Raw genomic sequence first — 26,695 nt, 5'->3', positions numbered from 1 at the left:
TGGAAGACAGTTTTTGCCAGATCGATGCTGATGAGTTTATAGTTCATAACGGTCACCTCGAGTCAGATTTTTTGCACCTAAATCATGGCACATTGCGATGCCGAGACCGAGGTGACCATCTCATCAGGCATAACTTACTGCCGTCCCGATACCAAACTGGAGCACAGACATAAGCACTGTTGCACCAGTGAGCGTTGGCGACAGGGTGAGCATCGCATAGTGATATGCTGCGAACGAGAGCCATGGAGGGCGAACTGGCCTTTATGCATGGAAGCATTTTGTCGCCGTCGAGCCTATAGGGACATATTCACGGCGTCTCACTGGGGTAGCAGTGCGGAAGGTCGTTCCTGAAACCTGCTGACAATTCTAGCCATTCATTCGAGATCCGACACTTATTGAAGTCATACTGACTCCATGATTACCTATCGTAGCTATTGCGGTTCGTCGTTGTTTGAACCTCCAGCATCAATGGCAGACAACGTACGCCTTGGGTCAAAAACGGCCATTCGTGCGGTACCGTATAACGCTGCGCTCTGCGGCGAATTTGAAGCGCAGCGGAAAATTTGTCCGACAGCAGCGCTCTGTTAGGCATCTTCTGGCCCTATGTAAAGCAAAACTGAAAGGCCTCCGTTACTTTGCCGTCGGTGCTTGCAGAAACCCACTGATCATCGGCACCAACCAATCGACCCGCGTCGTCACTTGCATGTGATCTGTATCGGGAAGCACGGCGAGCTGAGCGTGTTGGAAGAGCCGGAATGTTTCTACGGCGTGTTCCGGGCGTATGACGTCGGCGTCGCCGACAACAACCAGCGTCGGCGCGGAAACGCTGCGGATCGCATCAGTTGGAATATCCTTGAATTCCAGCACGCGTCGCGCGGCCTTGTCGTGAAATAGTCGTAGATTCTCTGGGTGAGGCGCAACCTTGAGATATTCTTCTTGCAGCTCCTGTGGCATGTTTTCTAACTTGGCATTAGCCATCGCGTCCCAGAGCCACGGATACGCGCCATCGCGCTTGAGAAGGGTCGAGGCCAATACCAGTTTGCGCACGACCTTTGGATGCCTAATCGCTACCTGCAAAGCTATGGTACCCCCGTTGCTGAAACCGAATAGATCGGCTTTTTCAATATGCAGGTAGTCCAAGAGTGCGGCAGTGTCGTCGGCCGACTGCTCGAAGCTGAATGGCCGTTCGATGATGTCTGCGGTGTGTCCATAGCCCTGCTGTTCGAACGCAATGATCTGCCGGGAACGGGATAGTTCTGGCAAGATGTGACCAAACGACGTAGTGATTGTGTCGCCACCGCCGTGTAGCAGCACCAGAGGCGGCTGCGCTGGGTTCTTGATGCCATGGATCTCGAAGTAAATGCGCAGACCGTTGATAGGAGCGTAGCCTGTCTGGACTGCTTGTTGGTTCTGATTCATTGCTAATTGCTCCGCATTCTGTGCTGCTGTTGGCGCAACGCCCCCGAAAGTGAATATTGCTACTGTTGTGGTTAAATGCAGAAGCTGCATGACGATTCTTTTATTCATTGTGAAATCCTCTCGAAAGAATATACAAGGATGACAAGGCCGGTCGATCTTGATCGACCAGCCCTTAGCCCTCTATATAGTCGTACGAGAAATGTCGAAATCGACATCAGTTGTAAATTTTTGGGGGAGTCATATCAACGTCCTGTTAACAGGCAAAAAATTGTTGGCTAAAATTAGTGACGAAGGAGCAAAAGCCAACTGTTTTTTTGTCCTTGTTTAACAGCTTGTTAGTAGCCGGTTATATACTATAGATCTCTGAAACTAAATTAGTTATTTCACTATGGGATGTCGTTAATAGTTCACGTACATCTAATGTTGTCCCCTTAAGGACAAACTTAACCCATTCGTATTTTCTTTCGATAGGTATATCGAGACCAGTTTCATTAACAATGTCTCTGATGGATTTACCTTTGGTTAAAACTAATGGCCCTTTAGGGTTTTTGTGTTCCCCGTTTACATATATTTTTCCAATAGTTAAATTCCCACCACCTTCCATTCTTACGAGGTTTCCAACGGTAGTTGTTGAATTGTCACTGTTAACTCGATCTTGCTGTTGTAGCTCAGTATGTTTATTAAAATTTACCGTTTTACAAAGATGAAGCAACCATTTATCCCCAGAAATATGCGGCTGAATATTTTCAATGATTTCTCGGTAATTACTAGAAAGGTCAGGGAGATTTGCATTTAAACTTTTTGTGAATATTTTTTTGTCTTTACCGTAAGGAAAGTGAACATTTCTTGGCGTTTTAGACGAATTAGTAATATTTGATAGATCCGTTGCAATGTAATCAAGACAGCTTCGAAGGTGCTCAAGGCAACTTTTTACCTTGGGTTTAGCTATCTGGATAATTTCTTCGCTATTTTTAGCTCCTGCATAGCCATTTTCGATTTGTTGCAATAAATCAAAAGATTCAGCTAATAGTTCATTTATGTCTGATTTACGATTTAGCACCATATCTCCTTGAGGCTACTACCCCTGCGTTAACGGGCCGGAAAACTGCGCAGCAGTTTGGAGGTCCAAGCCAGCTTGCTGTAATTGAACGCTTTGTTATATTTTTACAGGTTGTAGTTTTGGCAGGTTTCAAAATAAATAAATATCCCACCATCTTCCTCGAACACGTCATTTCTAATAAGATGTTCTGCTAAATTGCAGATGTCATATTGATTGTCTTCGAAGTTGATAAGCGCTTGCTCTTTTGTGTCTTCTGTCCTGTAGTAATCGACGAGAGCCTCCCTGCTGATTTGACAAGTTATCCTTTGGTTATCTACGTCAGCCCAGAAAGTAACGGCCTGCTTGGACATATCCCATTGGTATTCTTCCAGAAAAATGATGTCATCGAATCCCATGATGTGATCTCCAAAAAATATAACATTTAAATAGTGCGCATATGTACATTGATAAGATTCAACCCAGATTAGCACAAGCGACTGTTATGTAAAGTATAAAGCATCATTTTCACTCCAAGCGTTCCGGCTATACACACATGCGCGTTTGTACAAATAACCAGGCCTCGTTAAGGAAAGGCAAGCCGCCAAGAATTATGGGGACTATTGTTGCTATCCCGCGAATTCAAGCCATCATTCCCGCGCAAACGGGAACCCGACATGCGCCATGATGTTAAATCTGGGGGAGAGGTCAGCCGCACTCATTTTCAGCATGCGCTTTATCCTAACTGGCTGTTCCGAATGGTAGAACACTCGATAGGACAAGCAGGGTGATGAAACTCTCGGCAGAGAACCAGTGACCCACCAGCCTAGCGTCGCTGCAAGGTGAATTTGCAGCAAACCACCTGCCGTGGGCCTTCGCACTGTTACTCCAATGACACGCAGCAAGTTCGTCCCTGAATGCTCTGCGGCAACATCCCTTTCGCCGAAGGTCATTGGTGCAACAGTGCCTGTTTGGTGCCCTACCTTTGCAATCTGGTGTCAATTTTCATCTTCAAGACCCCCTATCTGCTACCGAAAACACCAGTTCCCTTCTGAGTTGCCGCTGGGCGTTGGACTCTATTGGTAAGAAGCAGGCGTGAGTCGAGCCATGGTCGCTCGTCATCCATGCACTCCACGACATTCAGGCCCTTGTCTATCGGTGCCGCCGCAAATGCAATAATATCCTTCGAAGCCGCTGCAGAGTGTTACAGCGGCTAAGTGAGACACACCATATAGGCAAAAATAGTGCGATTTAGCCGAGTTCAGGCGCACTTTTGGCCTTCGACTCTCGATTCCAAAAAAGTGGGATGTTTTCGTAAAACCTATAGGGACATATTCACGGCGTGCCAAAAGTGTGCTTGCACTGAGGCTCGCTGCAGCAAGTCACTGACCGCGATCGAAAAACTCTTGTGCATGCAAAGCCCCAAGCTGGGGTAGAAGCTGAAAGACATCCCAGGCTAAGGTTAGTCCCTTGCCATTAACCGCCATAAGTTTTTAGTGTAAACTCCCCTCTTCGTCCGCCACCCGGCTTTTGCTACTGGCTATTGCATCGACCTAGAGATAAGGCATTGAAATCATGACCCAAGCGTTGTTTTACCTCATGCCGCCTGCGGCTACAGACGCAGGCCCGGATCCGGCGTTGACGGCAATGCGGCTGCTGGCCTGTCGTCTGGCACGCCAGGCCTATGAGAGGCAGCAGCTGGTGTATATCCACTGCCAGGACAAGACAGCGGCGTTCGAGATTGACGAATTGCTGTGGCAGTTTGAGCCGACGGCCTTCGTGCCTCACAACCTCAAGGGCGAAGGGCCGCTGACCGGCGCGCCGGTGGAGATAGGTTTCGATCGCCTCGGGCCCAATAAAACTCGCCAGTTACTGATTAATCTTGCAGACCAAGCGCCTGCTTTTGCGGTAAACTTTGGCCACATTATCGATTTTGTTGCCAACGACGACAGCCATAAAGCCGTCGCCCGCGAGCGCTACAAGCAGTATCGCAACCTGGGGGTCGCATTGCAGACCCAGGACTTAGCAACGCATCCACTTAATTTAGTTTGAGAAAAACACGCGCCCATGGAAAAAACATACGATCCTCAGTCCATAGAACAAGCCCTTTACCAAAACTGGGAAGAGCAAGGTTACTTCAAGCCCCACGGCGATGAGTCCCAAGGCAACTATTGCATCATGATCCCGCCACCGAACGTGACGGGCAGCCTGCACATGGGCCATGCCTTCCAGGACACCATAATGGATACCCTCACCCGCTATCAGCGGATGAAGGGCAAGAACACCCTGTGGCAGGTGGGCACAGATCACGCGGGTATCGCCACCCAGATGCTGGTGGAGCGCAAGCTGGAGGCCGAAGAAGGCAAGAATCGCCACGACTTGGGCCGCGATGCCTTCATGGACAAGGTCTGGGAATGGAAGGCCCAGTCCGGCGGCACCATCACCAAGCAGCTGCGCCGCATGGGCGCCTCGGTGGATTGGGATCGTGAACGTTTCACCATGGACGAAGGTCTGTCCAAGGCGGTACAGGAAGTGTTCGTGCGCCTGTACGAAGACGAGCTTATCTACCGCGGCAAGCGTCTGGTGAACTGGGATCCCAAGCTGCACACGGCTATCTCGGATCTGGAAGTGGAAAACAAGGAAAAACAGGGCCACATGTGGCACCTGCGTTATCCGCTGGCCGACGGCGCCCTGACGGCCGACGGCAAGGACTACTTGGAAGTGGCCACCACCCGCCCCGAGACCATGCTGGGCGACAGCGCAGTGGCGGTGCATCCGGACGACGAGCGTTATCAGGCACTGATAGGCATGTTCATCCTGCTGCCGATAGTCAACCGCCGCATTCCCATCATTGCCGACGACTATGTCGATATGGAGTTCGGTACCGGCTGCGTCAAGATCACCCCGGCCCACGACTTCAACGACTATGAAGTGGGTAAGCGCCACAAGCTGCCCATGTTCAACATACTCACCCTGGATGCGGCCATTCGCGGTGAGGCCGAAGTGGTCAACACCGACGGCACCCTCAACACAGAAATAGATGCCAGCCTGCCGGCACGTTACGCCGGGCTCGACAGATTCAAGGCCCGTGATGCCGTGGTCGCCGAGTTCGAGACCTTAGGATTGCTGGAAAAAATTGCCCCCCATGGCCTGAAGGTGCCTTACGGCGACAGATCCGGCGTGGTGATAGAGCCGCTGCTGACGGACCAATGGTATGTGGCGGTCGCGCCCATGGCCAAAACCGCCATAGAAGCGGTGGAGAACGGCGACATCAAGTTTGTGCCCCAGCAATACGAGAACATGTACTTCTCCTGGATGCGCGACATTCAGGACTGGTGTATCTCGCGCCAGCTGTGGTGGGGTCACAGGATCCCGGCCTGGTACGACGACAGCGGCAAGGTCTATGTGGGTCGCGACGAGGCCGAAGTGCGCGCCAAGCATCAACTGGGCGGCGAGGTTAAGCTGCGTCAGGACGAAGACGTGCTGGATACCTGGTTCAGCTCGGCGCTGTGGACCTTCTCCACCCTGGGCTGGCCGGACAATCTTGAAGATCTCAAGACCTTCCACCCGACCGATGTGTTGGTGACGGGTTTCGACATCATCTTCTTCTGGGTCGCGCGGATGATCATGATGACAATGCACTTCATCAAGGATGAAGACGGCAAGCCACAGGTGCCCTTCAAGACTGTGTATGTGACCGGCCTCATCCGCGACGAAGCCGGCAACAAGATGTCCAAATCCAAGGGCAACGTGCTGGATCCGCTGGACATGATCGACGGCATAGATCTCGAATCTTTGGTGGAAAAGCGCACCGGCAACATGATGCAGCCACAGCTCGCCGCCAAGATAGAAAAGAGCACCCGCAAGGAATTTAGCGAGGGCATAGAAGCCCACGGCACAGACGCGCTGCGCTTCACCCTGGCGGCCATGGCCAGCACCGGCCGCGACATCAACTGGGACATGAAGCGCCTGGACGGTTACCGCAGCTTCTGTAACAAGCTGTGGAACGCCTCTCGCTATGTGCTGATGAACACCGAAGATCAGGACTGCGGTCCGGGTTCGCCAGCCTTCCAAGGCGGCGAGATGGAACTGTCGCTGGCGGATCGCTGGATCACGGGTCTGTTCAACCAGACGGTGAAGACCTTCGACGAGCACATGGCGGCCTACCGTTTCGACTTGGCGGCCAATACCCTGTATGAATTCACCTGGAACCAGTTCTGCGACTGGTACCTGGAGCTGACCAAGCCTGTGCTGCAGAACGGCAGCGAGGCGCAGATGCGCGGCACCCGCCACACCCTGGTGACTGTGCTGGAGGCCATGCAGCGCCTGATGCACCCCATGATGCCTTACATCACTGAGACCATATGGCAGCGAGTTAAGCCTTTAGCGGGCGTCGAAGGCGACACCATAATGCTGGCGCCTTTCCCGACGTTCGATGCCGCCAAGGTCGACACGGCCGCCATGGCGGATCTCGAGTGGGTCAAGCAAGTGATAGTGGCGGTGCGCAACATTCGCGCCGAGCTCAACATAGCGCCATCCAAGCCGCTCAACGCCCTGCTGCGCGGCGTAAGCAGCCAGGACAAGGCACGAGTCGAAGCCAACCAGACCTTCTTCACCACGCTCGCCAGGCTGGAAAGCATGACGATACTGGCCGAGGGTGAAACCGCCCCCATGTCGACCACGGGTCTGATAGGCGAGATGGAGCTGCTGATCCCCATGGCAGGCCTCATAGATGTCGCCGCCGAGATGGCCCGCATCGACAAGCAGCTGGAGAAGCTGGCCCAGGAGATTGGCCGCATCGAAGGCAAGCTGTCCAACGAGGGCTTCGTCGCCAAGGCGCCTGCGGCTGTCATCGACAAGGAGCGCGCCAAGATGGTCGAGCTGAAACGTGACATGGACAAGCTGGGCGAGCAGAAGAGCGAGTTCGCCAAGCTGGAGGCCTAAGACGCCACCGGTAACGCGATAAGATTAAGGGCAGCCGCTGGGCTGCCCTTTTTTATGCCAAATCCGGTTATTGCGGCGCCGGCTCTCCGGCATATCCTGGGTTCCTGCATGCAGACCGCGCCCCCGCTTTGGTGCCGGCCTGTGTTATAGTCCAAGGCTCTGTTTGAATGTCAGGAATAGGTTTGAAAAAAATTGCCCTGTTTGTCGATGTGCAGAACATCTATTACACCTGTAAGCAGGCCTATGGCCGCCAGTTCAATTACCGCAGGCTCTGGCAGCATCTGAGTCACGAGGGCGAGATAGTCGCGGCCACCGCCTATGCCATCCACAGAGGCGATGACGGCCAGCTCAAGTTTCAGGACGCGCTCAAACACATAGGTTTCCAGGTCAAGCTCAAGCCCTTCATCCAGCGCAGCGACGGCTCGGCCAAGGGCGACTGGGATGTGGGGATCACCATAGATGTGCTGGAGGCCGCTGCCGGGGTCGACACTGTCATACTGTTATCCGGCGACGGCGACTTCGATCTGCTGCTGCAAAAAATCAACCAAAAATACGCTACCCAGACCCAGGTCTATGGGGTGACTGGGTTGACGGCCAAGTCACTGATGGACGCCGCCGGGCAGTTTCATCCGATAGACGAGGGCCTGCTGCTCTAACCCGGCTGCCGGCGCGGGCACGCTGTCGAAGCGAGCGCCTTGCCTGTCCTGACAACACAAGGCCCAAGGGCACAGACAAAAAAGCCCGGGAACCGCAACAGCGATTCCCGGGCTTTGCTTTAGTGTACGCTGCGAGTGCGAACACAGGCTCAGAACCAAGGCTCACACCAGACTCAGGCCAATCACAGGACTTGAGAACTGCGGCTTATGATGCCTATCCTTTAAAAGCTCAGGCTCAGCGACACGCCGAAGGTATCGACCGATATAAGGCTTGAGAGTTGCAGTTTATGCCGCCTATCCTTTAAAAGCTCAGGCTCAGCGATACGCCGAAGGTATCGACCGAGTTGCGCTCGAGAAAATAACGTTTGATGCCGACGCCCGCGCGCCACTGCTCGCTGAGCTTATACTCCAGCTCCAGCCCAACGAAGGGATCTGTGCCGTCACGCTCGTGCCTGATGTTGTCGTCCAGATAGCGACTGGAATAATCCGTATCCCAGCGGAATAATCCGCCGCTGGCAAGGGCGCTGAAACCAGCCTCTTCCCAGAAGCGATAGCCCAGCTCGGCGGCGATCCCCGACCCCAGGGTTGGCGTGATGAGTGCCACCGCCTGGTGGTAACTCTGGGGATCCAACACCTCGGCTTCGAGCCGGGTGGTGGCCTCTCCCAGATCCAGGTAACGGGCAGACAGCAGCCAATTATCCTTGAATTCATAGCCCAGTCCCAGCGACCAGGCCAGATCCGAGTCGTCGATATCGACCTTGGAACTGACCGGCAAGGCGGAGAGATGTTCGGATGACTGTCTGGCCCAGCTGCCGCCGGCATCGGCCTTGATGAACCAATGCGCCTGACTGGGCAAACTGACCAGTGTCAGTAATAGGGCGGTGAGAGCTGTCTGTTTCATAGAAATCCCTTTCCTAGTTTGGTAATGAACCTAGGATATTAATCTTAAAGAAAGCCGAAGGTTATGAGCTCAAGCAATACACTCATGCTTAACTCGGTAAGTCACACAACACCCACATCTTAGACTAAATTGAAACCCAAGATACAGCTTAATTAAGCTGCAACCCGAGGGCTGTTAACCGAGCCAGAATTAACAGCTCCGGACACATGGGGATTAGCCTGGGCGAGATTGCGGTCCATGTCTTGGCCTGCGAGCGCTTATATTTTGCAGACTAAGCCCCTTTGCCCTTTTCATAGGGGCCGGGAATACCGAGTCGGGTAGCGGGCTTGCCGCAGCCCTTTGTGTTCTATGCCCGTAATAAGATTAATCCAACAGCCGTATTTCGCAATAAACCTGTGGCAAATAACGAAATATTCTCTCGCCATTGGCCCATGGTCAACCCTAAGCAGCCTGAAAATAGCAGACTCGCAGAGAACGAGAAGCCGCTGGGGCGGCCTATTACCACCAATAGACGGGGTAATGACGCTTGGGATTGGTGGAGAGATTGTTGACCAGCAGCGCCACCAGCAAGAGAGCCACCGAGCCTGCCAGCACCGGGGTGAGTGGGTAGAGGTAGCCCAACTCATGCACCCCGTCGCCGCCTATCACGGCGATCAGCGCGGCGGCCCCTCCGGGGGGATGCATGGTACGGCTCAGGTGCATGGCGGCTATCGCCAGGGATACCGCCAGGGCCGAGGCGAAAATGAGGTTATCGCCACAGAGCTGGTAGACGCTCACCCCCAGGGCTGCGGAGAGCAGATTGCCTAAGACTAAATTTCGCGGCTGGGAAAATTCCGCCAGGGGGGCGCCATAGAGCAGCACGGCCGAAGCACCGAAGGAGCCGATGACAAACATTTGTCCGACGCCACCCGTGCCCAGCCAATCCCCCAGGCTCGCCACCAGATAGATACCGGCGAAGGCGCCGACCCATGACCAGACAATTTTCTTCAGGGGTTTTCGCGGCGGGCATACCGCCTTGGGCCTCATGCGCTTGAAGTAAAGTTTCATTTATTGTACGACCTCAATCAATAATTCGCCTTCTCTGCCGGCCCAGCGGCGCTACGGCCGGGCATTCTACAACAGAAGATCCCAGGACTCTAATGACCGACATCAAGCCGATACCACAAATTCGGCTCAAGCTTTCCGAAGCTGACACAGGCGGCCGACACAAGGGCTATGGCTCCAGGCATAGAGAGTGCCTGCCAGGGGATTTCTGTGCTGGACTGCAGCTGCTGAATGGCAACTACTGGTATTGCAGCTACTGGTATTGCAGCCATGGATGCGGCAACGGCGGCCACACACAAAAAAAAGCCTGAGTCGGGGGACTCAGGCTGCCACTAAAATGTTGCAGGGCAAGATGAGGTGTAAATTATCCCAGAGTGCCGGACCTGGAGGTTAACCCAGGCACGGGATGCGGCTCTGTCGCTGCATCTGACCCGTCAGCCTGGTTCCCGGCGGCGCGGCGCTCACCGCGTTTGGCCAGGGTATGGTAGAACAGAGGTGTCAGTATCAGGCCGAATACGGTCACCCCTATCATGCCGGCGAAGACCGCGACCCCCATGGCCTGACGCATCTCGGCGCCGGCGCCACTGGAAAATACCATGGGCACCACCCCCATGATGAAGGCGATGGACGTCATGAGTATGGGTCTGAGCCGTAACCTGGCCGCTTCCAATATGGCGTCCATGGTCGACAGGCCGTGATCTTGCTTCTCCTTGGCGAATTCGACTATCAGGATGGCGTTCTTGGTCGCCAGCCCCACCAGCACTATCAGGCCTATCTGGGTGAAGATGTTGTTGTCGCCGCCATAGATGAGCACCCCACTGAGGGCGGACAAGAGCGTCATGGGGATGATCAGGATGATCGCCAGTGGCAGGCTCAGGCTCTCGTACTGGGCCGCCAACACCATGAACACCAGGATGATCACCAGAGGGAACACCAGCAAGCCGGTATTGCCCGCCAATATCTGCTGGTAAGTCAACTCGGTCCACTCATAGGTCATGCCATTGGGCAAGGTCTCGGCCAGGATCTTCTCGATCGCCGCCTGGGCCTCGCCCGAGCTGACCCCCATGGCCGGGCCACCGTTGAGCTCGGCGGTGGTAAAACCGTTGTAATGCATCACCCTGTCCGGCCCAGAGGACTGAGACACCTTGATGAAGGAACCCAGGGGGATCATGTCACCCTCGAGGTTGCGCACCTTCAGCTGGCCTATCTGCTCGGGGCTCTGCCTGAAGCTCTCATCGGCTTGCATATTGACCTGATAGGTGCGACCGAAGCGATTGAAATCGTTGACATAGGTCGAGCCCATATAGGTCTGTAGGGTCTGGAAGACACGATCGAGCGATACCCCTTGCTGTTTCGCTTTGGTTCGATCTACATCCAGATCCAGTTGAGGCACATTGACCTGATAGCTGGAGAAGACTCCGGCCAGCTCGGGCGTCGCCCAGGCCTTGTACATCACTTGTTGGGTCACCTGATACAAGGCCTCATAACCCAGGTTGGCTCTGTCTTGAATTTGCAGACGGAACCCTCCTATGGTGCCGAGGCCTTGCACAGGTGGCGGCGGGAAGATGGCAATGAAAGCGTCCTGAATACCGGCAAACTGCTGGTTCAGCTGGGCGGCGATGGCTGCCGCCGACTGGGATGGACTGCGACGCTCTTTAAAATCTTTCAGGGCAACGAATACTATGCCCGAGTTGGGACTGTTGACGAAGCCGTTGATGCTGAGCCCGGGGAAAGCCACCGAGTGCTCGACCCCAGGATGCTCCAGGGCCAGGGTCGACATGCGCTTGATCACGCTCTCGGTTCTGTCCAGAGAGGCGGCATCGGGCAATTGCGCGAAGGCCACCAGGTACTGCTTATCCTGGCCTGGCACATAGCCGGTCGGGGTGTTGGCAAACTGCACCCCGGTCAAGGCCACCAGCCCCAGATACATCAGGCCTATGATGCCACCGAAGCGGATCACCTTGCGTACCAGGAAACCATAGCCGCTGGAGGCGCGGTTGAATAAACGGTTGAAGGGGGCAAACAGCCAGCCACCGAGCAACTTGTCCATCAGCCGGGTCAGAGCGTCCTTGGGTGCATCATGCTCCTTGAGCAACAGGGCCGACAGTGCCGGGCTCAGGGTCAGGGAGTTGATCGCCGAGATGAAGGTCGAGATGGTGATCGTCAGGGCGAACTGCATGTAGAACTGGCCCGTCAGCCCCGACATGAAGGCCGTAGGGATGAACACAGCCGCCAGCACCAGGGTGGTGGCCACAATGGGCCCTGTCACTTCCTTCATCGCCTTCTGGGTCGCCGCCACCGGGCTCAAACCCGAGGCAATATTGCGCTCGACGTTCTCGACCACCACTATGGCATCGTCCACCACTATGCCTATCGCCAACACCAGGCCGAACAGCGACAGGGCGTTGAGCGAGAAACCGAACAGGTGCATGAAGGCGAAGGTACCGACCAGAGACACGGGCACGGCCACCAGAGGAATGATGGAGGCACGCCAGGTTTGCAGGAACAGCACCACCACCAACACCACCAGCAGCACGGCCTCCAGCAGTGTCTTGACTACGGCTTCGATGGAGCCGCGCACGAATACCGTAGGATCGTAGACGATGGAATATTCCAGTCCCTCGGGGAAATTTTGTGACAGTTCGGCCATCTTGGCACGGACATCGTCGGAGATCTGAATCGCATTGGAACCCGAGGCCTGGAACACGGGAATAGCCACGGCATCCTGGTTATCCAGCAGGGAACGCAGCGCATAGGTGGAAGCGCCGAGTTCGACCCTGGCCACATCCTTGAGGCGGGTGATCTGCCCCTGGGGGCCGACATTGATGATGATGTCTTCGAACTCGGACAGCTCGGTGAGACGGCCCTTGACGTTGATCAGCAACTGGAAGTCGGCGTTGCCACTGGGCTGGGCGCCGAGACTGCCGGCCGCCGCCTGTTGGTTCTGCTCACGCACCGCATTGACTATGTCCTGGGGCGCCAGTCCGAGGGCCGACACCTTGTTGGGATCCAGCCAGATGCGCAGGCTGTATTCACCGGCGCCGAACAGACGCACGGCACCGACCCCTTCGATACGCGCCAGCTCGTCTTTGACATTGAGCGCCGCATAGTTGGACAGGTACAGCATGTCATAGCGTTGATCCGGTGAGGTCAGATGCACCACCATGGTGAGATCCGGCGACGACTTCTCAGTCACTATCCCCAGACGCTGCACTTCCTGTGGCAAACGGGGCTTGGCCCTGTCGACGCGGCTCTGCACCTGGGTCTGCGCCCTGTCCACATCCGTGCCTATGGCGAAGGTGATGGTCAGCGTCATGCGCCCATCCGAGGTCGCCTGGGATGACATGTACAGCATGTCTTCGACGCCGTTGATTTCCTGCTCCAGCGGCGAGGCCACCGTCTCGGCGATCACCTTGGGGTTGGCGCCGGGATAGTTGGCCGTCACCACTACCGTCGGCGGCACCACTTCCGGGTATTCTGTGATGGGCAATTGCCAGACGGCGATGGCCCCCGTGATAAAGAACAGCAGGGAGATCACTGCCGCAAATATCGGTCTCTTGATGAAGAATTGCGAAAACATGGCCTTTCCTTAACTCGTCTAATTTGCTACTGCGGTCTTAGCCGCGGCTGGCCGTGGCGTTGCCTGAAGCTTGAACCCCATGCGCCGCAGCCGTGCTCACTTCCGCCACTTCTGCGTCCTGGCGCTTGTCCAACAGCACCTGTTGTGAACGCAAGGACTCCAGCTGCTCGGGCGCGGCCATCGCCACCGGCTTGGGCTCGACTTGCATCTTGGGGCGCACCCGCTGCAGGCCCTTGATCACTATGCGATCGTTAGCGCTCAAGCCCTGGCTGATGATCCTCAGGCCCTTGACCTTCTCCCCCAGGGTGACCCCGCGGTATTCGAGTTGATTCTGTTCATTGACCAAGAGTACAAACTTGTTGTTGAGATCTGTGCCTATGGCCTTGTCGTCGATCAGCACGGCATCATAGCTGGCACTGCCCGCCACACGAATACGGGCAAACAGACCGGGTAACAGCAGGTTGTCTCTGTTGTCGAAACTGGCCCTGACCCTGATGGTACCTGTGCGCTGATCGACAGCATTGTCGACGAAATCGACCTTGCCCTGGTAGTTGAAGTCGCTGTCGTTGGCCAGCGCCATGTACACAGGATTGCCACCGTCGCGCTTGTCGGCCAACTTGCCCTGGGCCGTCAGACGGGCGTATTTGAGGTAAGTCTGCTCATCGACATCGAAATAGGCATGCATGTTGGCCGTCGACACCAGACGGGTCAGTTGGCTCTGGCCGGCACTGACATAGTTGCCCGCCGTCACCAGGGCGTAAGACACCCGGCCCGCTATCGGCGCCGTGACCTTAGTGTAAGAAAGGTCCAACTTGGCCTTGTCCAGTGCCGCCTGCACCGAAGCCACCGCCGCCGCGGTTTGGCGTTTATGGGCCAGACGTGAGTCGAGCAATTCTGCCGACACTGCGTTTTGCCCGAAGAGCTTGTTCGCCCGCTCGAAATCGTTGGCAGCCAGTTGCTGTGCGGTTTGGGCACTGGTCAATTCGGCGCTCAGGCGTTGCACTTCGGCAATGAAGGCGTTGGGATCTATCTGGAATAAGATCTCGCCGGCTTCCACCATGGCGCCTTCCTTGAAGCGCACCTCCTGGATATACCCGGATACCCTTGGCACCAGGGTCACGGTTTCCGGCGCCTGCAAGCGACCGGTAAACTCATCCCATTCTGTGATGCGCTCCTGGATCACTTGGGCGACGTCCACCTGAGGCAGCGCCTGTTGGGCAGCCTGCTCCGCCTGTGGCTGACTACAAGCGCTCAGGACCAGGGCCGCCCCGGCTAAGACAAGATGTCGAAAGTGTGTATTGCTCATAGTCATATCCTCAGTTCGCTGTCGGGGCACGTCTCTGTCTTCCCCGGATTCATTACGTCAATCTTGCCCCTCGGCCACATATGTACCAAGCGGTAAAAAAGTTCTGTACCGAACGGTAATATATAGCCTAAAATATTTCTGTCAACGAATTTTATACCGAGTAGTATGAAATTAAATTGACAGGCGGAACAGGCCGGGGATAACCTGACCAGGAGTAAGGATTTGATCCCCAAAGCCGGCTGAGGGCGACTTGTCAGCATAGGATGTGCCCAATACGAGGCTGGCGACAGCCGTCAGGGAAAGTGCCCGAGCGAAATGAAGACAGTCAACCTGGGGTTTCGTCACATATGTGCCAATAGATGGACAGGGGTAAAACCAGTGTTTATCCTATGGGCACTTTAGAACAGAGGAGCCATAAAATGTCAGCAGCCAACTGCCCCCCAAGCGTCGGGCGTCCACGTTGTTTCGACATAGATCAAGCACTGGAGCAAGCCCTTGGTGTTTTTTGGCGCAAGGGTTATGAAGGCACCTCGTTAACGGATTTGACCGAGGCCATGGGGATCAACAAACCCAGCCTATATGCCGCCTTCGGTAACAAAGAGCAGTTATTTCTCAAGGCGATAGAACTCTATGAGAACCGCCCCTGTGCCTTCTTCTATCCGGCGCTGACGCAACCGACGGCGCTGGCCGTGGCCGAGTTCATGCTGTACGGTGCCGCCAGGAGTTATGCAGACAGCAGCCTGCCCCAGGGCTGCCTGGTGGTGCAGGGAGCCCTCTCCTGCAGCGAAGCCGCCGCCTCGGTGAAGCAGGCGTTGATCACCCGCAGACGCGAAGGCGAACAGGCCCTATTCCAGCGTTTCGAGGCAGCCCAGCAAGAGGGAGATCTGCCTGCCGATGTCAATCCCAAGGTCCTGGCACGCTACATAGGGACTGTGCTGCAGGGCATGGCCATTCAGGCGACCCATGGCGTCAGCAGCGACGACCTGCTGCAAGTGGCACGGCTGGCCTTGAGCAACTTCCCGCGTCCCCCTGAGCCGAGCGCTTAAGCCAGCCTCAGCCTATGTGGCACTGCCCCTATATAGCACTGCCTAAGTGGCACAGTCTAAGTGCCACTGTCTAAGTGGCACAGCCTAAGTGCCACTGTCTAAGTGACGCTGCCTAAGTGGCACAGTCTAAGTGGTACAGTCCATGTGGTGCAGTCTAAGCCGCGAGTTGCACTGGCCAGGGTCAGGCCACTGCATGCGACTTAGCTCGGCGCCCTTTCCTCTTCTCTCCTTCCCGGCATCCTGCTTCCCAGGCAAATTTACACTGGATCGGACACGACGGCGACATCCGCCACCTCGGCGGTGACTGAGGTGTGAGACTGAGGTATGATAGGCCGGCCGCGACTCTGGCAGGGATATTCAATGATAGGGATGACGATGAAACGCATAGTGTTTTTACTCCATTTGGCAGTGATATTTTTTCAGCCATGGTGCTTGTCACAGGCCGGGGAGTCGATGGCGATCCCGGCGCCGCAGCCTGCCAAACTCATGTTAGCCGCCGAAGACAGCTGGCCGCCCTTCGCCGATGACCAGGGCCATGGCCTGTCTCACCGGCTGATCGCCGCGGCTTTGGGGCGGCGCGGGATCAGGGTCGAAAGCCTGGTGGTGCCCTATCAGAGAGCCATGATGATGGCCGAGAAAGGCAATGTTGACGGTGTCTTCAATGTTGCCCGTCAAGGCAGCACCCAGACGCGTTTCGTCTTCGGAGAGCGGCCCTTGTTTACCGCCAGCGCCTCCTTCTACCATAAGATGGATAAACGGCTGGCTGCCAAGGATAAGTGGTCGCTGCCCAAGGGCACAATGATAGGCATAATTAGCGGCTATGAATACGGTGATGAGCTGGCCAAACTGACCCAGCTGCAACTCGTCAAGGTGGATAATCAGCAACAGCTGATCAACTTGCTATTGATAGGCAGGATCCATGGCGCCATCATGTATGACGCCGTCGCCCGGGAGCAGCTGCAACTTATGGGGGTCGCCGACGAGATAGTGCCGGCCTTCGCCAACCACAGCAGCGATATCTTCCTGGCGTTTTCGAAACAGAATCCGGCCGCAAAGACCCTGGCGCAACAACTGGATCTCGGCCTGACAGAATTGCAACAGAACGGTGAGTACGACAAGTTGCTGGCACAATTGGGCCCGCTCGGCCGCCCCTAAGGTGCCTGTGCTACACCACAGACCCGAACCACTCACCTGCCCTTGCAGGATACGGAAGTAACCTAGACCTAAACCTATGCCGAATAACGCCTCACCCCACTACAGCCCAGACTATTGCCACAGCGTGCAGATTTACTACGAAGATACGGATTTCTCCGGGGTCGTGTATCACCCCAACTTTCTTAAGTATTTCGAACGGGCCAGGGAACATGTGATAGGTGCCGGGGTGCTGAGCCGACTCTGGCATGAGCAGCAATTGGGCTTCGCCGTGTATAAGACTGAGATGCTCTGCCTCGAGGGCGTCGAGTTTGCCGATCTGGTCCAGGTACGAACCCGCTTCTATTTCGAAAGCAAGTACCGCACCGTTTGGTTACAGGAGATCTGGCGCGAAGGCGGCAAGAAAGCCGCCGTCAGCGCCACCATAGAGATGGTGTGTATGGATAGCCAGCGCCGGCTATGCCCCATGCCGGAGGCCCTGTTGCACAGCCTCAGCCAGGATTTCATTGCACCACCCGGGTTATAGCCGCTGAACTAGTCTTTGGTTGCCGCGCGCGCCTGCAGCTGTGGCCAATTGCCCTCCAGCTCGGAGGCCGTCATGGGGGGGGCGAAGAAATCCCCCTGAATGACATCCGCACCCATGACCTGCAGCGCATCCCGCACCGCCTTGGTCTCCACCCCTTCGACCGTGACCTCGAACCCCAGTTTCTTCGCCAGGCTGATGCTGGCGCCCATGATGTGGGCCGCCTGTTCATCCTCCAGCAAGTCTTCGAGGAAGGCCTTGTCTATCTTGACCTCATCGACGGGCAAATGCTTGAGATAAGCCAGGGAAGAATGCCCTGTGCCGAAGTCATCGATCGCCAACCTGACGCCTATGGCACGCAATTGATTCAAGGTGGTCAGCGCCCGCTGCAGATCTGTCATCAGGGTGCTCTCGGTGATCTCTATCACCAGGGCATCGGCCGGCAACCGGTAATGTTCGAGCCGAGCCGCTATCTCTTCGGCCAGGCCGTCGTTGTCCAGATCACTGGTGGAAAGATTGAGCGCCACCTGGAACGTCAAGCCTGCCTGGCGCCATGCGGCTTGCTGCGCCAGTACTTGCTCCAGCGCCCACCTGCTGACCAGATCTATCATGCCGGCATACTCGGCCAGGGGGATAAACTCGGCCGGCGACACTGTGCCCAGCGAGCCATGTTCCCAGCGGATCAAGGCCTCCATCTGGGTGCAACGCCCCGAACTCAGGGCCAGCTTGGGCTGATACACCATGTGCAGCCTATCCAGCTGCAAGTCCTTGGGCAGGCTGCTGATCAACTGCAATTCCCGCTGATGAACCAGGTCGTCGCCCGAACCGTAACTGGCCACCCCATCCCTGGCATTCCTGGCCTTCTTCAATGCCAGATCCAGCCGGCGCAGCATCTGGCTCAGATCCGCATGGTGTTGTCCCAAGTCGAGCAAGCCTATGTGTACCTTGATGGCTATGGGGGTGCCCTTGACGTCGAAGGGCACCTGCATCCGCCCCTTGAGCCTATGCAGCTGCGCCTCATCCACCCGGGTATCGTAATACAGCAGAAACTCATCGCCATTCATCCGGCTGATGAAGCTGGGTGCCTGTTTCAGATGTTGCAGTCTCTGGGAAAACAGCCGCAGCAACTCGTCACCGAAGGCGAAGCCCAGCAGATCGTTGACATACCTGAACCTGTGCACATCGATCAACACCAACGCCCCCTGGGTCAGGGGCATGGAGGCACAGGTATAACGCTTGAAACCGACCCGGTTTGCCAGCCCGGTTAACCTGTCACGGGTGATGTCTTCGGGCAGGCTCAGCAGCAGTTCGCTCAGGCTCTGGTACAGGGGCTGGAAAGCCGCGGGGACGGGAGAGATCTTCAGTGGCAGATGCAGGTGCTGTTGCTGCGTCAGCTGGCGTTGCAGCTCGGCGAGAAAGCGTCGCCGCCTCAGTAGCTGCCACAGCCAGAGCCCAAGGAGTATCGTCAGGATGCCGGCGAGTGCGCCCAGCCACCACAGTTGGCCAGTCATGGCCTGCCTCTGCTAATCCTATGGCTCACTCGCATGCCTCCAGTCTCGGCGCTCGGCCGTGGGTGGGTTAATTCAACCTATTCATAGCTTTGCTTGATGGAGTTAAACTTATCCAGAAACTCGGCGTCAGCCAGTTCGTTGGCGGAAACCGGCAAGCCCCGCTGGATGAAGGGCGCCAGGCGCGACTCGAGTTCGCCCCCTGTCCTGAGCTCGCCGGTATAGAAGGCGGCGCAGCGCACAAAATCCAGGTAAGTCACCTGCTCGGGCAGGTAGGGCAGATCGGCCCAGCGCTCGACCACTTCCATCACCTCGGGAGCAAATTCCCAGCTTTTCAGCACGGCCCGGCCCAATGGCCCTTGCAGCTTGCGCACCAGGGCGCGCAGCTGATCTACGCTGCCGAAGAGTTCGGGATGGGCTTCGGCTTCGGTCAACACAGGCAAGGCGCCGATATTGTGAACCAGCCCGGCCAGGGTCAGGGTATCTGTATTCAAGCCACTGTTGCCATGCTTGGCATTGTAGAGTTGCAACATGGCACAGGCGGCGGCCGTCACTTCTATCGAAGTGCTCCAGACCTCATCCATGACTTCCCACACCATTTCGTTGGTGGAGATGAATAACTGTTCCATGGCGACCGAGGTGGCTATGGTCTTTATCTGTTGCAGGCCGATGCGGGTCACGGCGCTGTTGATATTGTCGACCGGCACACCGCGACTGAACAGGGCGCTGTTGGCCACCTTGATGATCCGGGCCGAAATGGCGGCATCCTGACCAATAACATCGGCCACTTGCTTGAGACCCGAGTCGCTGCGGCCAACGACCTCCTGCACCCGCATCGCCACTTCCGGCAGGGTGGGCAGTAATAAGGCATCATCTTTGAGTTTCTTTAACAAACCGACCAAGAGTTGGTGTTCGGTAGACATTCTGACTCCATCAAGCGCTTCGCTGTTGCAACTATGTTGACGAGTATATCAGCTAGTGGCTAGCTGGTATGGGCAAAAAAACGGCAATCGAACCCGCTACGGGATGCAGGCATGGCCTCTCCCGCCCAAAGTTAGCGGCAGGCGCAAGGAAACGGCATCCGGCGCCAGGCGCTTTGAATCCGTATAACCCTATTTTTTATGAGTAATACTGCATCTTGGTATGGCTTTATCCCGATGATCGGAGATAATAGCCGTTTTCGGGCCGCCCCAGGCGCCGCCAGCGGTAAGATAAAGGTGCCGTCAGCTGGTTAGGCAAATACAGATGAAAATGATGCCTTTAGCTCATTAGCAGGCCCCAGCCATTTCCCCCTGTCCAGGATGATTATGACTATGAACCAAAGGAATGCCACAGTGTTGAATCAGGAAGTTCGCCTCAATCAGGGCGACGAACTCATCTCCATCACGGATAAGCGCGGTGTCATCACCTATGTAAACACCCGCTTCATCGAAGTCTCGGGCTACAGCCAACAGGAACTGCTCGGCAGTAACCATAATCTGGTGCGTCATCCCGAGATGCCGAAAGCCGCCTTCAAGGAACTGTGGGACAAGCTCAAGGCGGGGCAATCCTGGCGGGGCATAGTCAAGAATCGCTGTAAGGATGGCCGTTATTATTGGGTCGATGCCTTCGTCTCTCCCCTGTTCGAAAGGGGGCAAATTGTCGGTTATCAATCCGTCCGTCTGCCGACCACGGCCGCCCAAGTCAGTCGTGCCGAGCGCATTTACCAACGCCTGAACCAAGGCAAGCCGGTGCGGGATCCGCTGTCGCTGCTGCAAAAACGTCAGTTGTCGGCGCTGGTAGCCGGCTTGGGACTGGCGTTGACAGGGTATGTGTGGGGCTGGGAAGTCATACTCGCCGGCGGGTTCCTGATGGCGCTCAATCTGGCCATCTTCTATGACGAGGCCTTTCGTATTCCCGCCCGCCTGATGGCCTTGAAACAGAATTACGACTCTGTGAGTCGTTTCATCTACTGTGGCAACGACACCTCCTCGGTGCTCGACTTCCAGCTGCTGATGCAACAGGCCAAGATGCAGGGCGTGTTGGGCCGGACCCAAGATCAAGCCAACCAGTTGCACTCTATTGCCGATCAGATGGTCGTCGCCACCCAACAGACCCATGTCAGTCTGGACAGGGAGAAGCACCAACTGGAACAGATAGCCACGGCCATGGGGCAGATGAGCAGCACTATCACTGAGGTCGCCCACAATGCCCACAGCACCTCGAACAGCATAGAAACCGCCTATAAGTTATGTATCGACAGTCGCGACAGCATGCATGCCAACACCCATAACGTGAAAGCGCTGGCCCAGGCGGTCTCGGATGCGGCCGCCAACGCCAAACAGCTGAATATCGAGGCCGAACAAGTCGCCAACGCCATGGGTGAAATCGATGCCATCGCCGAGCAGACCAATTTGCTGGCGCTCAACGCCGCCATAGAAGCGGCCAGGGCCGGTGAGCAGGGGCGCGGATTTGCCGTGGTCGCCGATGAGGTTCGGGCCCTGTCGAGCCGCACCCAACTGTCGACCGAAAGCATCTCCAAGAGTCTGGATAAGATGTTTTCCATGCTCACCAGCTGGGCACAACAAATGGATCTCAGCCGGCAACAGGCAGATAGCTGTGCCCAGGAGATCCTCGCCTCGGCCGGCAAGATAGACACCATATACCAGGAAGTCAGTGGCATACACGCGTTCGCCCAGCAAAATGCCGTGGCGGCCGAACAGCAAACCCAGGTAGTGGCTGAGATCAGCAACAATATTAATGATATAAATCAGCTGAGCACGGAGAACCTAACGGCTGCACGGGTGATAGGCGAAGCGGCACTCGAGCTGCAACAGAGTGCCGATAAAGCCAGGGCATTGCGTCATACCTTCGGTTAGGCCCGAGGACAGCCGGCCGTTTTGCGGTCGGCTGCAGACTCAACGACCTGGCTCTCTGGACCCAATCGCATCCATGCCACAGGCAGCCACAGCCACCAACGCCGCAGCCACTAACAATTAACAGTCTAATGACAATGGGAAAACCGCCGATTTATTCAACTTTTCTGCCGGCGGAATAACCAAGCATAAACCCCAGATAAGTATGCTGCGACGGCAAATCTCTCGCGACCCGAGCTGAATCGTTTTACATCCCTGGGCTAAGGCGGTAATCTTTGCCCCTTTCCGTTTCAAGGGGTGAATTATCATGCATGGCAACGCCAATACAGCCGGCACCGAGCGCGCAGGTCTGAACACTCAGCCCCCAACAAAAGGTGCACCACAGGTGGCAGAACAAGCACAACATCGCAACATAAAGACGATACTCACCTTCATCATTCCTTCCCTGATAGGCCTGTTGTTATTCATGACGCCGGTAAGCTACCAGGGCGCCGTGACTATCCCTATCGCCATCATCTCCAAGGCCCTGCAAAATGCCTTGGGCGACTATGCGACCCTTGTCGTCACCTGCGTCGTCGTGGCCACAGGCCTGGCCTCGTTGCTGACCAAGATATTCAGGCCCAAGTTTGTGTTCAACAACGAGTTTCTCAATGGCTTGCTGAATATCAGCCCACTCTGGTTCTCTATCCGCTGCCTGGGCGCCGTCTTCATCCTGATGACCTATTTGGGACTGGGGCCTGTGGCTATCCATTCCGCCAGCACAGGCGCTCTGGTGCTGAACGATCTCTTGCCCGTGTTGTTATCCGTGTTCATCTTTGCCGGTATGTTGTTGCCGCTGCTGCTCAATTTCGGCCTGCTGGAGTTATTCGGCACCCTGTTGACCAAGGTGATGCGCCCGGTATTTAACCTGCCCGGCCGCAGTGCCATCGACTGCATGGCCTCCTGGCTCGGCGACGGCAGTGTCGGTATCCTGCTGACCAGCAAACAATTCGAAGGCCGCTTCTATACCCAGAGGGAGGCGGCTGTCATAGGCACTACCTTCTCGGCCGTGTCCATCACCTTCAGCCTGGTGGTCATCTCTCAGGTGAAACTGGGGCATATGTTCGTGCCTTTCTACCTGACAGTCTGTCTGGCCGGCTTCGCCGCCGCCATCATAGTGCCGAAACTGCCGCCGCTGTCGTGGAAGAAGGACAACTATGTCGACGAAACCCCGCGCCATGTGGACGATGAAGTGATCCCCGCCGGGCATCATGTGTTTTCCTGGGGCTTCGACCTGGCGCTGCAGAAGGCGGATCGCGCCGGTGGCATCAAGCAGCTGCTCAGCGAAGGCATCAAAACCGTGGTCGACATGGTGTTCGGCATCATACCTGTGGTGATGGCCATAGGCACAGTGGCGCTGGTCGTTGCCGAATATACCCCGGTATTCAACTACCTGGGCATGCCTTTCATTCCTTTGCTGGAACTGCTGCAGATCCCCGAAGCCACGGCCGCGTCCAAGACCATAGTGGTAGGTTTCGCCGACATGTTCATCCCCTCGATTTTGGCGGGCAGCATAGAGTCGGACATGACGCGTTTCGTCATCGCCGCCCTGTCCGTGACTCAGTTGATCTACATGAGCGAAGTCGGTGCCCTGCTGCTGGGCAGCAAGATCCCGGTGAATTTCATCGAGCTGTTCGTGGTGTTCATACTGCGCACCTTAGTGACCCTGCCCGTCATCGCCGGTGTCGCTCACCTGATTTTCTAGCGTTCGCACCTGATTTTCTAGCCTTGATCCCAGGTATGGCCATCGGCCATACCTGGGCCTCCTCCCCGCCATCCCCTTGGCCGCAGCGCCGGCCGGCTGGCGCTTCAGTGCCGCAGTCATCGCCCTTCCATGTCATTCAGACGTCATCTTGCTGTCATCAATCGGTCAAGCCCCATGCCTACTCTTGAGCCAGAAACCTTAGCTCAGGTGATCACAGATGACATTAGCCCGGACCCAAGATCCAACGGCCTTATTCCCCCCCAAAGCGCAGCGACAGGACGCAGGCGCGGGTCACGCCCCAGGCAGCAAGACCAGCCATTATCATGCCCTCTGGCTATCCGACATCCATCTGGGCTGCAAAGACTGTAAGGCCGAATTCCTGCTGCAATTGCTGGCGCAAACCCAGGCGAAACACATCTATCTGGTGGGCGACATCATAGACTTCTGGGCGCTGAAACGCCGCATCTACTGGCCGGAAAGTCATAACCAGGTGCTGCAAAGGCTGTTGCAACTGGCAAGCAGCGGCACCCGCATCCTCTATGTTCCCGGCAACCACGATGAATTGCTCAAGCCCTACGCAGATCTCAAGCTGTGGGACATAGCCCTGGCGCGGGAATATATCCACCTGACCTCGGGCGGCAAGCAGTTGCTCATGGTGCATGGCGATCAATTCGACTCCCAGGTCTGTGTCGGCCGCTTCTACGCCCGTCTGGGCGATCACCTCTACGATTTGCTGTTATTCCTCAACCGCAAGCTGCATCAGGTCCGGGGCCCCTTGGGCTACCCCTACTGGTCGCTGGCCAGCTACATCAAACTCAGGGTCGGCAAGGCACAGGAGGCCATCAGGCGCTATCGCCAGGCGGTGGTGGACTATGCCAGGCGCCAGGGGGTCGATGGGGTGATCTGTGGCCATATCCACCAGCCCGAGTTGTCGCTGCAACAAGAACTCATCTATGCCAACGACGGTGACTGGATAGAAAACTGCACCCTGCTGGCCGAAACCAACCAGGGGGAGCTGCAACTGCTGCGCTGGGACGAAGCCATAGGCACCACCCGCATCGTCTCGGCCATCACTCTGGCCGCACCATGCGCCGCCCCCCATGACCACAAAAGCATGCCTACCCAGGCGACCTCAACACAAGAAGAAGTAGCCTGAACCTAAGGTGGACCCCATGATTTTTACCGTAGATAGAGTCGTCGAAGATAACCTCCCCGGCATCAACCAGAAACCCTGGCTGGCCAAACCGGCCAAGGCCATGTTGCGTTACCTGCTCAACGAGAAACAATGCAACGAGATAGCCAATCAATTCTCCTACCTGCAAGGGGTCGACTTCGTCGAGCAGGTGCTCACCAGCTTCGACTTCAGCTTTACCGTGCCGGACAACGAAATTGAAAACATCCCCTGCGACGGCAGGGTCGTCATCTTCGCCAACCACCCCATAGGCTCGCTGGATGCGCTGGCATTGATCAAACTCATCAGCGAGATCCGCCCCGACATCAAGGTGGTGGCCAACGAGCTGCTGATGGCATTGACACCGCTGCACTCCATACTGCTGCCGGTGCGCAACATGACGGGTGGCACCCCCAAGCAACACCTGGAAAAGATCCGCCAGCATCTGCGCAACGAAGGCGCTGTGCTCATCTTCCCCTCGGGAGAAGTCTCCAGGCTGCGCCCCAACGGCGTCAGGGACACCCAGTGGCAATCCGGCTTCCTCAAGCTGGCCATTTCCTGCAACGCGCCGCTGCTGCCCATGTTCGTCGACGCCAAGAACTCGGCCACCTTCTACGGCGCTTCGATGATCTACAAGCCTTTGGCCAGCCTACTGCTGGTCAAGGAGATGTTCAAACAGGCCAAACGCAACATGCCTATCCGCATCGGCGAGCTGATCCCCAGCGAAGCCGTGCGCAGCGTCGATTTTCCGCTCAAGACCAAGGTCGGCCTGCTGAAGAACCACCTGTACCGCATAGGCAAGGACAGAAAGCCGCTGTTCACCACCCAGAGCGCCATCGCCCACCCCGAGGCTCGCAGCGAGTTACAGGCGGCACTGCAGCAATGTGAATTATTGGGGGAAACCCAGGACAACAAGTTGATCTACCTGTACCAGCATAAGGACAGGAATCCCATAATGCGCGAGATAGGCAGGCTGAGGGAGATTGCCTTTCGTGCCGTGGGAGAAGGCACGGGCAAGCGCCGCGACACGGATAAATACGATCCTTACTACCAGCACCTGGTGCTCTGGGATCCCCGGGAGCTGGAGATAGTCGGTGCCTACCGCTTCGCCAGTGCGGCCAAGGTGCATGAGTTCCAGGGCGACAATGCCCTCTACAGCCAGTCCCTGTTCCAGTATTCGGCCGAGTTTGCCCCCTACTTCGAGCGCGGCCTGGAGCTGGGACGCAGCTTCGTGCAGCCCAAGTATTGGGGGAAACGCAGCCTGGATTACCTCTGGTATGGCATAGGCGCCTTCCTGGGCAAACATCCTGAGTATCGCTATCTGTTCGGCCCCGTGTCCATCAGCAACCAGCTGCCCGGCAGTGCCCGCGAAATGCTGGTGCATTTCTACCAGCGCCAATTCGGCACCCCAACCCAACTGGCTCAATCCATGTCGCCCTTCGGCCTGTCCGAGGCGCAAAAAGCCAAGCTGGATGCCCTGTACCAGGATGAGGACTATCAGGAAAATTTCAAACAACTGAAGCAGACGCTGGCCAGCATGGGGGCGGCGGTGCCGACCCTCTACAAACAATACGGCGAGTTATGCCAGGAACAGGGGGTACAGTTCCTGGCCTTCGGCGTCGATGCCGATTTCGGCGATTGTATCGATGGCCTGGTGTTGGTGGATACCCACAAGCTCAAGCATAAGAAGCGCAGCCGCTACATAGACAGTCATCTGGCGGAGCTGAACCTGGCGACCGAGGAGCCGGAAGTCTTGGCCTAGACGGCGTCACGCCTGGCCGTTACCCCGGCCAGGCATGTGACTCCGACT

19 protein-coding genes are annotated in these 26,695 nt (G+C 56.4%); 10 read left to right on the top strand and 9 right to left on the bottom strand.

Annotated features, from left to right (window positions below; translation table 11 throughout):
- Positions 1 to 630: 630 nt before the first annotated feature.
- From HC757_RS15615 to HC757_RS15605, 3 genes are all read right to left on the bottom strand, one after another.
- Complete coding sequence (locus HC757_RS15615) at positions 631 to 1,527, bottom strand: alpha/beta fold hydrolase (RefSeq protein WP_211164446.1); 897 nt, start codon at positions 1,525 to 1,527, stop codon at positions 631 to 633.
- A 238-nt stretch (positions 1,528 to 1,765) separates the two neighbouring features.
- Positions 1,766 to 2,479, bottom strand: coding sequence for a hypothetical protein (locus tag HC757_RS15610; protein WP_169565308.1), 714 nt, complete (start codon positions 2,477 to 2,479; stop codon positions 1,766 to 1,768).
- A 104-nt stretch (positions 2,480 to 2,583) separates the two neighbouring features.
- Entirely contained in the window at positions 2,584 to 2,874 is a 291-nt protein-coding gene (locus HC757_RS15605) for a DUF1488 family protein (RefSeq protein WP_169565307.1), read from the bottom strand.
- 1,156 nt (positions 2,875 to 4,030) lie between these two features.
- Here HC757_RS15605 and HC757_RS15600 point away from each other — a divergent pair.
- The 3 genes from HC757_RS15600 to HC757_RS15590 all read left to right on the top strand — a co-directional run bounded on the left by HC757_RS15600 (position 4,031) and on the right by HC757_RS15590 (position 8,055).
- Complete coding sequence (locus tag HC757_RS15600; RefSeq protein ID WP_169565306.1) at positions 4,031 to 4,507, top strand: DNA polymerase III subunit chi; 477 nt, start codon at positions 4,031 to 4,033, stop codon at positions 4,505 to 4,507.
- A 15-nt stretch (positions 4,508 to 4,522) separates the two neighbouring features.
- Positions 4,523 to 7,399: a valine--tRNA ligase gene (locus HC757_RS15595; RefSeq protein WP_169565305.1), complete on the top strand. Its 2,877-nt coding sequence runs from the start codon at positions 4,523 to 4,525 to the stop codon at positions 7,397 to 7,399.
- Between the two features lie 182 nt (positions 7,400 to 7,581).
- Positions 7,582 to 8,055, top strand: coding sequence for a LabA-like NYN domain-containing protein (locus tag HC757_RS15590; RefSeq protein ID WP_211164445.1), 474 nt, complete (start codon positions 7,582 to 7,584; stop codon positions 8,053 to 8,055).
- A gap of 301 nt (positions 8,056 to 8,356) precedes the next feature.
- Here HC757_RS15590 and HC757_RS15585 read toward each other — a convergent pair whose 3' ends face one another.
- The 4 genes from HC757_RS15585 to HC757_RS15570 form a co-directional block, all read right to left on the bottom strand.
- Complete coding sequence (locus HC757_RS15585) at positions 8,357 to 8,956, bottom strand: outer membrane beta-barrel protein (RefSeq protein ID WP_169565304.1); 600 nt, start codon at positions 8,954 to 8,956, stop codon at positions 8,357 to 8,359.
- 498 nt (positions 8,957 to 9,454) lie between these two features.
- Positions 9,455 to 10,003, bottom strand: coding sequence for an HPP family protein (locus HC757_RS15580; protein WP_169565303.1), 549 nt, complete (start codon positions 10,001 to 10,003; stop codon positions 9,455 to 9,457).
- A gap of 361 nt (positions 10,004 to 10,364) precedes the next feature.
- On the bottom strand, positions 10,365 to 13,580 hold the full coding sequence (locus HC757_RS15575) for an efflux RND transporter permease subunit (RefSeq protein ID WP_169565302.1): 3,216 nt from the start codon (positions 13,578 to 13,580) through the stop codon (positions 10,365 to 10,367).
- Positions 13,581 to 13,617: 37 nt separating this feature from the next.
- Complete coding sequence (locus HC757_RS15570; RefSeq protein WP_169565301.1) at positions 13,618 to 14,886, bottom strand: efflux RND transporter periplasmic adaptor subunit; 1,269 nt, start codon at positions 14,884 to 14,886, stop codon at positions 13,618 to 13,620.
- A gap of 419 nt (positions 14,887 to 15,305) precedes the next feature.
- Between HC757_RS15570 and HC757_RS15565 the strand changes: the two genes are divergently transcribed.
- From HC757_RS15565 to HC757_RS15555, 3 genes are all read left to right on the top strand, one after another.
- Positions 15,306 to 15,932 carry a TetR/AcrR family transcriptional regulator gene (locus HC757_RS15565; RefSeq protein ID WP_169565300.1) on the top strand — a complete coding sequence of 209 codons (627 nt, stop codon included), beginning with the start codon at positions 15,306 to 15,308 and terminating at the stop codon, positions 15,930 to 15,932.
- A 375-nt stretch (positions 15,933 to 16,307) separates the two neighbouring features.
- Positions 16,308 to 17,087, top strand: a complete 780-nt coding sequence (locus HC757_RS15560; protein WP_425313981.1) for a substrate-binding periplasmic protein — start codon at positions 16,308 to 16,310, stop codon at positions 17,085 to 17,087.
- Between the two features lie 76 nt (positions 17,088 to 17,163).
- Positions 17,164 to 17,610, top strand: coding sequence for a thioesterase family protein (locus tag HC757_RS15555; RefSeq protein WP_169565298.1), 447 nt, complete (start codon positions 17,164 to 17,166; stop codon positions 17,608 to 17,610).
- An 8-nt stretch (positions 17,611 to 17,618) separates the two neighbouring features.
- On the opposite strand, the gene HC757_RS15550 is transcribed toward HC757_RS15555, so the two are convergent.
- Entirely contained in the window at positions 17,619 to 19,118 is a 1,500-nt protein-coding gene (locus HC757_RS15550) for a putative bifunctional diguanylate cyclase/phosphodiesterase (RefSeq protein ID WP_169565297.1), read from the bottom strand.
- A gap of 77 nt (positions 19,119 to 19,195) precedes the next feature.
- On the bottom strand, positions 19,196 to 20,038 hold the full coding sequence (locus tag HC757_RS15545) for an HDOD domain-containing protein (protein WP_169565296.1): 843 nt from the start codon (positions 20,036 to 20,038) through the stop codon (positions 19,196 to 19,198).
- Between the two features lie 384 nt (positions 20,039 to 20,422).
- Here HC757_RS15545 and HC757_RS15540 point away from each other — a divergent pair, with 384 nt between their 5' ends.
- From HC757_RS15540 to olsF, 4 genes are all read left to right on the top strand, one after another.
- The gene (locus HC757_RS15540) at positions 20,423 to 21,973 is read left to right on the top strand and encodes a methyl-accepting chemotaxis protein (RefSeq protein WP_425313979.1); all 1,551 of its coding nucleotides are present in this window, start codon (positions 20,423 to 20,425) and stop codon (positions 21,971 to 21,973) included.
- Positions 21,974 to 22,436: 463 nt separating this feature from the next.
- Positions 22,437 to 23,714 carry a YjiH family protein gene (locus tag HC757_RS15535; RefSeq protein WP_425313980.1) on the top strand — a complete coding sequence of 426 codons (1,278 nt, stop codon included), beginning with the start codon at positions 22,437 to 22,439 and terminating at the stop codon, positions 23,712 to 23,714.
- 217 nt (positions 23,715 to 23,931) lie between these two features.
- Positions 23,932 to 24,870 (top strand): UDP-2,3-diacylglucosamine diphosphatase, encoded by a 939-nt coding sequence (locus HC757_RS15530; RefSeq protein ID WP_169565294.1) that lies wholly within the window; start codon positions 23,932 to 23,934, stop codon positions 24,868 to 24,870.
- Between the two features lie 16 nt (positions 24,871 to 24,886).
- Positions 24,887 to 26,647, top strand: coding sequence for a bifunctional ornithine lipid synthase OlsF (gene olsF / locus HC757_RS15525; protein WP_169565293.1), 1,761 nt, complete (start codon positions 24,887 to 24,889; stop codon positions 26,645 to 26,647).
- Positions 26,648 to 26,695 lie beyond the last annotated feature (48 nt).

This window comes from Shewanella salipaludis (genome assembly GCF_012911865.1).
Lineage (GTDB): Bacteria > Pseudomonadota > Gammaproteobacteria > Enterobacterales > Shewanellaceae > Shewanella > Shewanella salipaludis.
The sequence above is the reverse complement of the archived record's forward strand: the minus strand, read 5'-3'. Positions and strand labels throughout refer to the sequence as shown.

What these genes read in the sequence shown, in the direction of transcription:
- HC757_RS15555 (WP_169565298.1), top strand. Translation starts at nt 17,164, where the DNA reads ATGCCGAATAACGCCTCACCCCACTACAGCCCAGACTATTGCCACAGC.
- HC757_RS15580 (WP_169565303.1), bottom strand. Translation starts at nt 10,003, where the DNA reads ATGAAACTTTACTTCAAGCGCATGAGGCCCAAGGCGGTATGCCCGCCG.
- HC757_RS15545 (WP_169565296.1), bottom strand. Translation starts at nt 20,038, where the DNA reads ATGTCTACCGAACACCAACTCTTGGTCGGTTTGTTAAAGAAACTCAAA.
- HC757_RS15530 (WP_169565294.1), top strand. Translation starts at nt 23,932, where the DNA reads ATGACATTAGCCCGGACCCAAGATCCAACGGCCTTATTCCCCCCCAAA.
- HC757_RS15595 (WP_169565305.1), top strand. Translation starts at nt 4,523, where the DNA reads ATGGAAAAAACATACGATCCTCAGTCCATAGAACAAGCCCTTTACCAA.
- HC757_RS15570 (WP_169565301.1), bottom strand. Translation starts at nt 14,886, where the DNA reads ATGAGCAATACACACTTTCGACATCTTGTCTTAGCCGGGGCGGCCCTG.
- HC757_RS15605 (WP_169565307.1), bottom strand. Translation starts at nt 2,874, where the DNA reads ATGGGATTCGATGACATCATTTTTCTGGAAGAATACCAATGGGATATG.
- HC757_RS15565 (WP_169565300.1), top strand. Translation starts at nt 15,306, where the DNA reads ATGTCAGCAGCCAACTGCCCCCCAAGCGTCGGGCGTCCACGTTGTTTC.
- HC757_RS15535 (WP_425313980.1), top strand. Translation starts at nt 22,437, where the DNA reads ATGACGCCGGTAAGCTACCAGGGCGCCGTGACTATCCCTATCGCCATC.
- olsF (WP_169565293.1), top strand. Translation starts at nt 24,887, where the DNA reads ATGATTTTTACCGTAGATAGAGTCGTCGAAGATAACCTCCCCGGCATC.
- HC757_RS15615 (WP_211164446.1), bottom strand. Translation starts at nt 1,527, where the DNA reads ATGAATAAAAGAATCGTCATGCAGCTTCTGCATTTAACCACAACAGTA.
- HC757_RS15600 (WP_169565306.1), top strand. Translation starts at nt 4,031, where the DNA reads ATGACCCAAGCGTTGTTTTACCTCATGCCGCCTGCGGCTACAGACGCA.
- HC757_RS15585 (WP_169565304.1), bottom strand. Translation starts at nt 8,956, where the DNA reads ATGAAACAGACAGCTCTCACCGCCCTATTACTGACACTGGTCAGTTTG.
- HC757_RS15575 (WP_169565302.1), bottom strand. Translation starts at nt 13,580, where the DNA reads ATGTTTTCGCAATTCTTCATCAAGAGACCGATATTTGCGGCAGTGATC.
- HC757_RS15560 (WP_425313981.1), top strand. Translation starts at nt 16,308, where the DNA reads ATGAAACGCATAGTGTTTTTACTCCATTTGGCAGTGATATTTTTTCAG.
- HC757_RS15550 (WP_169565297.1), bottom strand. Translation starts at nt 19,118, where the DNA reads ATGACTGGCCAACTGTGGTGGCTGGGCGCACTCGCCGGCATCCTGACG.
- HC757_RS15540 (WP_425313979.1), top strand. Translation starts at nt 20,423, where the DNA reads ATGACTATGAACCAAAGGAATGCCACAGTGTTGAATCAGGAAGTTCGC.